Below are 12,291 nucleotides of genomic sequence, written 5' to 3' on the forward strand. Positions count from 1 at the left end.
CTTTGTAGTCTTCTTGTTCATCCTGGTCAGCTTTAGAAGGAAGAGAACCTACTTTTATACATTTCATTCCCATTGATTTTAAGAATTTCCTCACTTGAGTAGGACTTCGTTTTATTCCCGTCAATTCTTCTCTCCTATATACAGCTTCATTTAATGCTTACACAGCATGGGTTTGACTGCTTTTTGTATGACCTGAATCCTTACGACAAAACTACCTGAAACTTCAGAAACGTCCATTGCTATTACCTTTTTGGTTGTCAATCTTTCCCGACTGCTTCGGCAGTTTTTTGGGCTTTTTTTGTCTTTCTTGATTTTTCTGCGAACAAATGAACTAAAATACCGACAACGCTTTAATAAAAATTATGTTAAAAGTTATTTTACTCAAGTAAAACTTATCACTTGGGCGACAAATTATTGGCACTCAATAGCATAATTCTTTGAGCGACTTTTTCAGCAAACCCTAGTTAAGCCCCCATTATAACATATAATTAATTTGCAAGAGTTCTATACTGCTCACTTAAAACTCAAATCTGATAACTGATAACTGATTCAAGGCTGACGGCTAACTGTAATAAAAAACCCTCCCCTGCCAGAGGAAAAGGTGTAAAGACTTAACAAGCAAAACTGAGATTAACTAAAGGAAAATAAACTGCCAATTGTAGCGAGGAGACGAGCGGTCATGGGTAAACTATCGATCACCATAGCTGTACATAATAACATCATGTAAAGAATGGAATATTTAAACAGCGATCGAGCGATGTCCCGCTCAAAAGGATTCTGTTTTAATCGCCAAGCTTTTTTCAGGAAAACAAACCCTAAAATTAAAGCCGCTACACCATAAACCACACCACAGGCAGCCAAGGGATAAATCAGGAGGAAAGTGAAAGGAACGACGATTAAAGTATAGAGCCAAATCTGATCGCTAGTGGCTTCTTCCCCTTTAACTACGGGCATCATCGGGATATCCACTTCTGCATAATCATCCTTGATCATTAAAGCTAAAGCCCAAAAATGGGGAGGAGTCCAAAGGAAAATAATTGCGAATAAAATCCAGGGAATCCAACCGAGATCGCCCGTTACTGCCGCCCAACCGACTAGGGGAGGAATCGAGCCAGCCGCGCCACCGATAACAATATTTTGGATACTATGACGCTTGAGCAGATGGGTATAAATCAGCATATAAAATGCGATGCCGGTCATTGCTAAAAATCCGCTCAAAGTATTGACAAAAAAGACAAAAATTGCTAGGGAAAGGGAGGCTAAAACGAGGGCAAAAATGAGGGCGTGGAGGGGTTGCACGCGACCGGAGGGAATGGGACGGGCGCGGGTGCGAAGCATGGTGTGATCGATGTCGCGATCATAGATGCAGTTTAAAGTTTGAGCGGCGGCAGCGGCGAGAGTGCCACCGAGGAGGGTAAGAAAGAGTAAGAGGGGGGAAACCTGACCTTTAGAGGCGATTTCCATAGAAGCAACCGTGGTAATCAGCAGTAGAGGAATAATTCGGGGTTTGGTGAGTTGATAATAACTTTTAGCGACTTGTAAAAAATTATCGTGGTGGCGAAGGGCTTGAGTTCCAGTCATCGTGATTAAATCCTTAGAGATGGCTTATAAGTAATGGGACAAAATTAACTTATTGGTTAGGATGGGCAATAGGCAAGAGGCGGTTAGATATGTGCAATTAATTGTGTCTAGTTACTTAGGAGCGAAAGAACGATCGCGAAGGGCGAAAGTGGTAAAAGCGACGAGGGTTCCCACCAATAGCGCACCGATGCTGTGGTGGGTAATGGTTAAGGGTTCCACCTGTAGATGCAGTTTCAGGGTGGCAACGCCCAAAAACACCTGTAGGGCGACTAATCCCCCGGCGCTAAAAGCTAGTTTTTTGAGGAGAGGATGGATAGCGGCAGTTCGCCAAGCGAAGAAAACTAGAGTTAAAACCGAGATAGTGGCGGGAAAAACCCCGATAATGTGGCTATTCATCACCGTGCAGAGTTGGGAAACCGTTAAACACTGATGGGCAGCCCAACGGGAACCGACGAGACCGCCGAGGAGACATTGCAGATAAACTAGACCGGTGGCGACCATTCCCATCCCAGTTAGTTTCCCGACCGTACCTGTGCCACGGTAGGGAGTCAGACCGATAGCAATGACGATTAGGGTGGCAAAAAAGAGCAAAGCTGTGGCTAAATGGGCGGTTACGATGTCAAATCGCAGTAATTGGGTCACGGTTAATCCTCCCAGGACTCCTTGCAGGAGAATTAAAGCCGAAGCAGCGATCGCAGAGGGGAACAGCCAAGGGGGAAGATGGCGACGATACCACCAAGACAGACCGACGAGAGCGAGCGTACTAAACCCGATCAAAGAGGCATCGAGACGATGAAACCACTCCAGAAATACCTGTAGATTCATCTGCTGACTGGGAATCCATTGACCGTAACACAGCGGCCAATCGGGACAAGCTAAACCGGCGTTCATAACTCTGGTGGCAGCACCCACTACCATGAGGGCGAAAGTAGCGATCGCAATTTTCCAGACTAAGCGGCGCATCCACACCTGAATATTACCAGTTTCTCTTAGGGGTGTCGGGTTAAAAACAGATTCGGTCATCGGTTTGCCTGTTCTCAAGGAGTCTGTCATCAAAGATACTGGCTTGGTTTGCCAGTTAGTTATCACTGTGAATGAGTTTTTTTACGACAGGTAAAACCTTTTAGATATTCTTTAGATTTCTGGCCATTTCCGTTACATTTGTTTACATAAACTCAGAATAAGATATAAAAATTAGTTATTTAAAATACTTTCCCTGAAAACGATCCCAAAGAAAAGATAAAATTCTCAGAAGATGCTGGTTAAATTTCCCATCTATAGGGGAATCATGTTTTAGCCTTGAATAAGTAGCCACTATTGAAAATATTGAAAAGACCGTGAAAATTCCCAGCAGTATCCTGACGCTCGTACTCGGGATCGCCTTGACCTTAATTAGTCTCTGGTATGGCCAAAATCATGGCTTAATGCCTGTGGCCGCTTCCGAAGATGCTCAGGAGATAGATAATATCTTTAATCTGATGATGACCATCGCCACGGGACTATTTTTAATAGTTGAAGGCGTGATTATCTATATAGTGATTCGCTTTCGCCGTAAACCGGGGGATCAAACCGACGGGCCGGCAGTGGAGGGCAATGTACCCCTAGAAATCTTCTGGACAGCCATCCCGACGGTAATCGTTTTTATCCTTGCCGTCTATAGCTTCGAGATTTATAACAATATCGGCGGTCTCGATCCCTTGATTTCCAAGGGTGGCAAAGGAGAAATCGCCCACCACGGTCACCACCACGGCACGATGATGGCCCTGGGCGGCGATCGCAGAGTAGCCCTAGGTATCGGCAATTCCTACGATGGTGAAGGAGTTCCCCCCCTAGTGGTCAATGTTAAAGGCATTCAATACGCTTGGATCTTCACCTATCCCGAAACTGGCATTGTTTCCGGGGAACTGCACGCTCCCGTCAATCGCCCCGTGCAACTGAATATGGAAGCAGGGGATGTGATCCATGCTTTCTGGGTTCCCCAATTGCGTCTAAAACAGGACGTTATCCCCGGACAGGAAACGGTTTTATCGTTCACATCCAACCAAATTGGTCAATATCCGATCATTTGTGCGGAACTTTGCGGGGCCTATCACGGCGGCATGAAATCTAGCTTTGTGGTTCACTCCCAAGCGGATTACGACCAATGGGTGCAGGATAATACAATCGCCGAAGTTGACAGCGATCGAACTGTAGCCATGACCACTAAAGATCGCTCTGATAGTCAATATTTGACCCCCTACACCGAAGAAATGGGCATCGACGCTGAAATCCTCGCCCAAGTTGCCCATCAGCAGCAAATGTAATTTTTCTTGTCATCTAAAATCTTGGCATTATGACAGCATCAACGGAAATAACCACCCCAGCAACCGTTCCCGAGGTGATCCATCACCGCAAGTGGACAGATTACTTTACTTTCTGCACCGATCATAAAGTCATCGGTATTCAATATCTGGTGACTGCCTTTCTTTTCTTCTTTATTGGCGGTGCTTTCGCGGAAGTGCTGCGGACAGAATTAGCCACTCCCGACCCCGATTTCGTCTCCCCAGAACTATATAACCAATTCATGACCATGCACGGAACGATCATGATCTTTCTTTGGATCGTTCCGGTTGGGGCGGGTTTTGCCAATTATCTCATTCCCCTGATGATTGGGGCGGAAGATATGGCTTTTCCTCGTCTTAACGCTGTGGCTTTCTGGCTTAATCCCCCCGGCGGGCTGCTATTATTATCCAGTTTCTTTGTCGGCGCACCCCAGTCCGGTTGGACTTCCTACCCACCTTTAAGCTTAATTAGCGGCAAATGGGGCGAAGAATTGTGGATTTTGAGCCTTTTATTGATCGGGACTTCTTCGATTTTAGGCTCGATTAATTTCATCACCACGATCCTGAAAATGCGAATTCCTGAGATGGATTTGTACAGTATGCCGCTATTTTGTTGGGCAATGCTGGCCACCTCGACTCTGGTACTGCTTTCCACCCCCGTTCTCGCTTCTGCTCTCGTTCTCTTGTCCTTTGATTTAATCGCCGGCACGAGCTTTTTTAACCCCGCCGGCGGCGGCGATCCGGTCGTTTATCAGCATATGTTCTGGTTTTACTCCCATCCTGCCGTTTATATCATGATCTTGCCCTTTTTCGGCACGATATCGGAGATATTACCGGTTCACGCCCGCAAACCGATTTTTGGTTATCGAGCGATCGCTTATTCCAGTCTCACCATCTGTTTCTTGGGTTTAATCGTTTGGGCCCACCATATGTTCACCAGCGGCACCCCTGGTTGGTTACGGATGTTTTTCATGGCGGCAACCATGTTAATCGCCGTTCCCACGGGCATTAAAATCTTTAGTTGGTGTGCCACTCTTTGGGGGGGTAAACTCAGTCTCAATACGTCTTTATTATTTGGGATCGGTTTCCTGTCTTCCTTCCTCATCGGTGGTTTGACCGGGATTATGTTGGCTTCTGTTCCCTTCGATATCCACGTCCACGATACCTATTTTGTCGTCGGTCACTTCCATTATGTACTATTTGGTGGTACGGCAATGGCCCTGTTTGCTGCCGTTTACCATTGGTTCCCGAAAATGACCGGACGGATGTATAACGAGACTCTCGGTCGTATCCACTTTGTTCTCAGTTTTATCGGTTTGAATTTAACTTTTATGCCGATGCACGAATTGGGATTATTGGGTATGAACCGTCGTATTGCCCTGTATGATGTGCAGTTTCAGGATTTAAATGTTCTTAGTACCGCAGGGGCTTATATTCTCGGTATATCGAGTATTCCCTTTGCTATTAATATGGTCTGGAGTGCCTTTAAAGGTCAACCCGCCGGTCGTAATCCTTGGCGCGCTTTAACCCTAGAATGGCAAACCTCCTCTCCCCCAATTATCGAGAATTTCGAGGAAATGCCGATTCTTTGGTCCGGCCCCTACGATTACGGTATTGATCTGGAGGAATCAGAAGCAGCGGAATCAGTACAAGATCTCCTCGCCGAAGTGGGCGCCGAATCGCAATAATCAGTTATCAGTTATCAGTTATCAGTTATCAGTTATCAGATGTGAGTTTTCAGTTCACTAATTACTGTTTACGGTTCTTCGGTTTGTGTTATGCAACGGACAGGATTATAAGAGATGAACCCCTTATAGAGAAAGATATTTGGCGATTTTTGTCAATTGTTTTTGATCTAGAGCGAACTAATCAATAGAACTCTTGCCAGATAAGGATTTAGTCGATTTATGCCCCCCTATCGAACCATACCAAGTAACGAAGAGCCCTGTTTACTGTTTACTGATCACTGAGAAAAAGCTCCCCGTCTCCCGTGTAAACTAAGGACATTCAATCATGCAAGGTTCAACGCTCGAAGATTCTCAACTCTCTGTCAATTATCATCACGAAACGGTGGAACACGGGCATCATGGCCACCCGGATCATCGCTTATTCGGTGTGGTTTTGTTTCTAGTGGCGGAAAGTTCCATCTTTTTAGGCTTATTTGCCGCTTTCTTGTTCTACCGTACCATGTTACCCGTTTGGCCTCCCGCCGGCACGCCAGAATTAGAGTTAACCCTACCGACAATTAACACGATTATTCTGGTGTCCAGTAGTTTTGTTATGCACATAGGACAAAAGGCGATTAAACAAAATAATAATGCCGGTTTACAATTGTGGTTCGGTATTACTGCCCTGATGGGAATTATCTTCCTTTGTGGTCAAGGATACGAATATTATCACGCTGAATTCGGTCTGACAACTAATGTTTTCACCAGCGCTTTTTATGCCTTAACTGGATTCCACGGTCTCCACGTTACTTTTGGTTTAGTGCTAATTCTATCTGTCCTCTGGCGTTCTCGTCAAAAAGACCACTATTCTAGTCAATCTCACTTTGGTGTGGAAGCAGCAGAATTATACTGGCATTTCGTCGATGTGGTCTGGATTATCCTGTTTTTACTGGTGTATATCTTGAGATAATTTTTGTTATTTAGTAGGAGAAAAGGGCGATCAAGCGATCGCCCTTTTTTGTATATTTCAATTTACAGCCGTTATCTTATACTAAATCCGTTGAGTAACGCACAGAAAACGGGTTTCTCGGAGAAACCCGTTTTCTGCTCATGCAAAAGGCAAAAAGGGGGCTCTTCTGGTTTCTGTGTGGAAACGAGGTCTATACTGATAGAATATCCGTCAAAATAGCGCTGAAAGTTTTGCCCGATAAGCATTTCACGATTCCATAAGCAAAAATTATCAGACAAAATCGAGAAGAGCCAAAAGGGGAATAAATAATCAGTCTTTAATAACCAGATTTAGTATTATAGGTTATACTTCATTTTTAAGAGAAATGCCGTAACTGATAAGCGAGTAACTGATCAGTGATAACTGATAACTGATAACTGATCACTGATAACTGATCACTGATAATTAACGACGACCGAATAAACTCCAACCTTTGCCACCACTAACGGCCGGTTCAGCTTTTTCAGCGACGGGAGCAACTTCTGCGGGGGTTTCCTCACCGGAAAGATTAGAAAGATCGTAGTTTTCTACTAGGAAAAGAGACGCTTTTTCAATAGTAGAATGATCCCAGAAAAGGGTAGAAGGTAACTCTTGACCGACCCAATCTTCCAGATCACCCACCATCGTTACCGCATCGATCGAATCTAAACCATAACGGGTTAAAGGTTCAGTCACATTAATCGTTTTTGCATCCAAAGATAACTGATCGGCTAACTGTTTAACTAACCAATTTTGTACGAGATTATTAAGATTGGAGTTGGAGTTCATGGGTTTTTTCCTCGGTAGTTTGTGAATGGGCTAATTGAAAAGGCACGATCGAAAAATGTTGATTTTCTCGATATAATTTCAGCAATTCTTGGGCAACATTTTCTACATACACCTCAGATAGAGTGTAAGGCAGCGGCCGGAGAGTTCGCAGTAATCGGTGTAAACTCAACACCAACCATTCCCCCCGGGCAAAAAATTCACCCAAGATGGAACGATTATAAAGCCAAGTGTGTAAACAAGCGGAAGCGGCGTGTAAAGTACAGTATTTCTTGGCAATCTCGAACAATTCGGGTGATTGGTCGTGACCATACTCGAATTTCGATTGGCTAATCTGTTCATCGTGAGCATTTAGTTCCTCTAAAACTAAATTACCCAACATCAACAGATTTTCTAATACTTCCGGGTCCACTTCGTCAGAATTTTTCAATCCCTCTAGCATATCAAGGGCAATCTCTAAACCCTGTAGGGAATCATCCATTCCCCGGCCAAATAATTCTAAATTATTGGGTTCAAAGGGAGGAACTGACTTTTCTAGGCTAAAAATCGCCTCTAAACGGGTTTTTAACGCCGACATGGTGCGCGAGTTGCGTTTAGCCCGATATTTGGTTAAAGGACGCAATTGTAGGATTAAAGCATGAAGATTGACGATCGAACTGCCGTCAAACATACTGATAATCGAATTATCCCGCAGTAGCTTCTGGAAGATGCCGAATTCGTGTTCTTCTCGCATATAAAAACGCGATCCCAAGACCACATAAACACTATTAACCATCTCCTCCAGACGGACGGTAACAAAATATTTTACCACCGAAGCCCAGACGCTAAACTGTTCGGGGATAATATGAAAACCTCTCGCGGCCGGAATCGTCTCGCAATCACAAATAAGGATGTCAAGGAAAGCATCCACGAGAGTGCGCCGGGGTTGGGGCAAATCCATCACAGTTTTGTGATAAATTACCCGATTAACGGCAAAACTGAGGGTAGTTCTCAAAGCGGTATCGGCTGCCCCGTGGGAAAAAGCAGCGCACAACATTCGGGTAATCTGGAAACCTTTCAGGGCTAATTCTAAACCGTCTCCCTCCTCCCGTAAACGCATGGAATCGGGGACGAAACAATCTTTAAAACCAATGCCACTCATATCCGAGGCGCGCACGCCATGGGTGTATATTTTCGGCAAATTATAGTATTTTTCGGGGTCTAATTGCCGTTTATCGACCATAAATAGGGTTAAACACTTCGGCCCGCCGTCAGCATCGGTTTTCGCCAAAATAAAGGAAACTCCAGAGATAGTCGCCCGGTTAATCGGCCATTTCTCACCATTGAGAATATAACCTCCTTCCACCTTCGTCGCAGTCAGATCACCATTGATCAGATCGCTACCGTGTTCCTTTTCCGAGTAACCCAGACACATCGCCCCATAGTCATCCATGATAAAACGGGCGAGCTTCTGTTTCTGTTCTGGGGTTCCCGCCATCCAGTTTAAAAACGACCAGAATAGGGTAGTAAAAGCGATACCGATAGTTTGATCCCGTCGGGAAAGTACCCGCACAAAAGCGACAAATTCCTCAAAAGAGGTAAATTCACCGCCGCAATCGGTGGGAATGTAGTAGTGTTGGAGTTTCCAGTCGTATAACCAGCGAATTTCCTCGTGGGGAAATTCTTCGCTCTCGTCAATTTCGATCACCCGCTTGTAGGATAGAGGGTTATCGGGATTGAGAGGATCGCCTAAGTCTTTTTCCAGTGCTTCAGCAGTCCAGTATTGCTTAAGCTTTTTCATAGTGCCTCTAGGACAGATACAATGTGCTTTTCGTCAATGCCTTCGGTTAGAAGACCCGACCATGCACAAAAATTAATGACCATTCTAGACTTTTGGCCGTACAATGGCAACAATTCTTAATTTCCCCTTTACCTTAAATGTGCTAGAACCCACTTGGGTGGGGTGCTAGACCACCCTCGGCAGTAATTATGCCCCAATTGAGGTGATTAAACCGCCTTAGTGAAGGGGGTGGAGGACACTTTTTATCAATACAGTATTTTGCTACTTTGTCAATGGGTAAGTCCTATTATCTCTGAGAATTCTTGCGCCAAGAGAAATATAACCGTACTTCCCTTCAATTTTTACTGGTGCTAGACCTTCAGCAAAACTGCCCGCATCATCAAATTGGGGGGAAATAACAAATTTGCCGTTTTTGTCGAGATAACCCCAATTAGTAGCAGGATACCAGCCGCCCGCATCTCTACCCCCACCACTGGTGGCTACAGCAGCTAACCCTTCAGAAAAACTCTGCGCCCCTGTGAAATCTACATCATTTTCGGGCGATTTAATGACTACATCCCCAGTTTTATCGATATAGCTATAATCGCAATAGTTGGCAGCCGAGCAAGCTCCCTCATTCAGTTCTACAACGGCTAATCCTGATGAGAAATTTCCCGAAACAAAAGTATCAAAATCAGGACGATTAATGATAAATTTACCCTGTCGGTTAATATATCCTTTATTCTTACTGGATTCGGATTCTGCGGCGGCTAAGTCTTCAGAAAAGTTATAAGCAAGAGAGAATTTAAAAGGAAGCACTAGCTCTCCTTTTTGGTTAATATAACCGTACTTTTGTTGGTAAGGATAATCTGGATCTTTAGTCTCTTTTCCTACCACAGCTAACCCTTGAGCAAATTCTGAGGCTGAATCAAACTGAGGGAAAATCATTATCTTTCCTTGCTTGTTAATATAGCCCCATTTATTATCAATTTTAACTGGTGCTAATCCCGATGAAAAGTTACCAGTATCCTCAAATTGTGGCTTAATTACAGGTTTTCCTGTTTTATCTATGTAACCATATCGCTCTACAATTCCATCCCGATCAGAATCTATGCCAATCCAAGCCAAACCCGATGAAAAATCCCCCGCTTGTTTGAATTGGAGGGGAATTACTATTTTACCTGTTAAGTCAATATAACCATAGTTATCGACATCTTGGAAATCATAAGTGTTATCTACAAATGATTTCCCAATTCCTACTTTAGCTAATCCTTCTGAAAAAGAGTCAGCATCATCAAACTGTGGAGCAATGACAATTTTCCAATTTATTGGCTGCGGTGTTGCCAAGTTCGTTTTTATTGGCTGCGGTGTTGCCAAGTTCGTTGTCGCAGGTGAGAAAACAGAATAAATAATAGTTAACAATAAGGCTGTCAACAACAATCGGAAGGAAGGACTAACATTCTTTGACATGACATTTCACGATTCATAACTATAGTCATTTTAATTAAAATCGAGAATATCAATGCCAGAGTTCATAAGTACCTAGGCACCGATAGTGATTAAACCGCACAGTGCGGTATTGGGTTTTATTGAGGGGGTGTTATACTAAATCCGTTTTTAATAGTAAGATTAACTCCCAAGTTATGGATTGTTTCTCCCTTCTCCCCGCTTGCTGCTCCCCGCTCCGCAGCTCCGGTGCTCCCCTATACCTTCTAAACAGGATTTATATCATTTTTCAAAAGTGATGACAGACTTAGTTGATTATTCCAAAGCGTAATTACCCTTTGAGACCGGAATTGCGCTTGCAGATGTTAGTCACGACTATTGAAAATTGGTATCAACTGAAGTAAGGTGGGCAATGCCCACCCTATTGTTGTATGGATGTAAGTTGGACCGCAAGCTCCACTTTTTAACTAGGGAACCAATCTTCATCAAGAATTTTCTCAATTGTCCACGGACAGTCAACTGGTAAAGTTAATCCACTTTTGCGGCTCGCTTTTCCCAGAGCTTTTTGATAACAATAACCAAACCTTTCTAAGGCATGATTGTAGATTACCTTAGAGCGAAACAGCAAGCTCAATTCCAATCTGAAATTATCTATCTCGTCTGTCCAGTGGGGTAGGTAGTAAGGATGCTTCCAGTAGGCGTAAAGTAGCAGGTGACTGAGGAGTTGAATAAGAAAGCTTTCTGCTTTGTATTTGCGTTCATCAACCATTTCCTCTAATTCCTCGGCTAAAGTTTGCCAATCTAAAGTATTGCGATCAGGCGATCGCAGTTTTTCTGCCTGGTCTTGCAGCCAAGCTACATAGTCTTTTTCATATAGGGTTTCAGCCATTAATTTTACCTCTATACTAATCTTGTTTATTATATCAAAATATACATATCATTGTATAGCTCAGGCACCAAGAAAATGCTGGTTATTGAAATATTACATCCCATCATTCAGTCAATAGACCTCTCTTAAAACTGCCCAGTCTTTAAAATTACAGGGTGAGCCTGATTGGTCAGAAAAAATTGACCGATACTTTTATGGGGAAACATTTTTTGAATAATGAATGAAGTTTTTTTAGATACATATTTTGCGATTGCATTGTCTTCTGTCACCGCTCAAAATCATCTACAGGCTGTTAAACTTGCCAATCAAATTGAGACTAATAGAACTCATTTAGTCCCAAGGCGATCTTGTTAGAAATAGGTAATGCGCTTTCTAAGCAAAAATTCAGGGCAGCGGCAATCGAGCTTTTAGAAGCTCTCGAAACTGATCCAAGTATCGAAGTTGTTTTATTAACCAATAGCTGACAGGGGGACAAGCTGGCTGAACTCCTTACAGCACAAGCTTTTTGGGGTGTTCGAGCGAAAAAGTTCGATGCAGCTCACCCCCCGTTGTTGACAAAGATGTCTAGTAAGCTCGCCCAAATCCCTGATTCTCTCGTTAGCTTTTTGGCTGAAAGCGATGTAAGTAGGGAGGCACAATTATTTGTAGGATGGGTTAGCGGTAGCGTAACATGAGCGGGCGTTGGGTTTCATGCTTCAACCCAACCTTGTATATCTGGACTTCCCCCGTATAAACATACTAGCTATGGCTAAAAGTCTTACAGAGCCTGAGTTAAAGCAATATAATACTAATGGACTACTGGACACAAAATCCTGAAGTCCTTACGCAGATAGGGTTTGAGGCAAAAATTTTCA

The 12,291-nt window shown here is 43.7% G+C and carries 9 protein-coding genes and 2 pseudogenes; 4 read left to right on the forward strand and 7 right to left on the reverse strand.

Annotated elements, in window-relative coordinates; genetic code table 11:
* Window positions 1–154: pseudogene (locus IM456_RS00875) on the reverse strand (IS630 family transposase); the annotation flags it as partial.
* 42 nt (window positions 155–196) lie between these two features.
* Here IM456_RS00875 and IM456_RS00880 point away from each other — a divergent pair.
* A pseudogene (locus tag IM456_RS00880) lies at window positions 197–433 on the forward strand (IS5/IS1182 family transposase); the annotation flags it as partial.
* Window positions 434–630: 197 nt separating this feature from the next.
* Here the strand turns inward: IM456_RS00880 and IM456_RS00885 are convergent.
* Together IM456_RS00885 and IM456_RS00890 are read right to left on the reverse strand one after the other, a co-directional pair.
* Window positions 631–1,581 (reverse strand): heme o synthase, encoded by a 951-nt coding sequence (locus tag IM456_RS00885; RefSeq protein ID WP_149987481.1) that lies wholly within the window; start codon window positions 1,579–1,581, stop codon window positions 631–633.
* 111 nt (window positions 1,582–1,692) lie between these two features.
* Entirely contained in the window at window positions 1,693–2,604 is a 912-nt protein-coding gene (locus IM456_RS00890; RefSeq protein WP_149987482.1) for a COX15/CtaA family protein, read from the reverse strand.
* A gap of 314 nt (window positions 2,605–2,918) precedes the next feature.
* On the opposite strand from IM456_RS00890, the gene IM456_RS00895 reads away from it, so the two are divergent.
* The 3 genes from IM456_RS00895 (at window position 2,919) to IM456_RS00910 (ending at window position 6,539) form a co-directional block, all read left to right on the forward strand.
* A complete protein-coding gene (locus tag IM456_RS00895) occupies window positions 2,919–3,884 on the forward strand; it encodes a cytochrome c oxidase subunit II (protein ID WP_149987483.1) in 966 nt (321 codons plus the stop codon).
* Window positions 3,885–3,913: 29 nt separating this feature from the next.
* Window positions 3,914–5,590, forward strand: a complete 1,677-nt coding sequence (gene ctaD / locus IM456_RS00900; protein ID WP_002758397.1) for a cytochrome c oxidase subunit I — start codon at window positions 3,914–3,916, stop codon at window positions 5,588–5,590.
* A gap of 325 nt (window positions 5,591–5,915) precedes the next feature.
* Complete coding sequence (locus IM456_RS00910; protein ID WP_002796799.1) at window positions 5,916–6,539, forward strand: cytochrome c oxidase subunit 3; 624 nt, start codon at window positions 5,916–5,918, stop codon at window positions 6,537–6,539.
* A 444-nt stretch (window positions 6,540–6,983) separates the two neighbouring features.
* Here the strand turns inward: IM456_RS00910 and IM456_RS00915 are convergent, their stop codons facing one another.
* From IM456_RS00915 to IM456_RS00930, 4 genes are all read right to left on the reverse strand, one after another.
* Entirely contained in the window at window positions 6,984–7,346 is a 363-nt protein-coding gene (locus IM456_RS00915) for an acyl carrier protein (protein ID WP_004163872.1), read from the reverse strand.
* Entirely contained in the window at window positions 7,324–9,123 is a 1,800-nt protein-coding gene (locus IM456_RS00920) for an acyl-CoA dehydrogenase family protein (protein WP_149987485.1), read from the reverse strand. Before IM456_RS00920 ends, IM456_RS00915 begins: the two co-directional genes overlap by 23 nt.
* Before the next feature lie 261 nt (window positions 9,124–9,384).
* Window positions 9,385–10,572 (reverse strand): WG repeat-containing protein, encoded by a 1,188-nt coding sequence (locus tag IM456_RS00925; RefSeq protein ID WP_287694612.1) that lies wholly within the window; start codon window positions 10,570–10,572, stop codon window positions 9,385–9,387.
* A gap of 439 nt (window positions 10,573–11,011) precedes the next feature.
* Window positions 11,012–11,437 carry a DUF29 domain-containing protein gene (locus IM456_RS00930; protein ID WP_149987487.1) on the reverse strand — a complete coding sequence of 142 codons (426 nt, stop codon included), beginning with the start codon at window positions 11,435–11,437 and terminating at the stop codon, window positions 11,012–11,014.
* Window positions 11,438–12,291 lie beyond the last annotated feature (854 nt).

This window comes from Microcystis sp. M079S1, from assembly GCF_020246425.1.
Classification (GTDB): Bacteria; Cyanobacteriota; Cyanobacteriia; order Cyanobacteriales; family Microcystaceae; genus Microcystis; species Microcystis aeruginosa.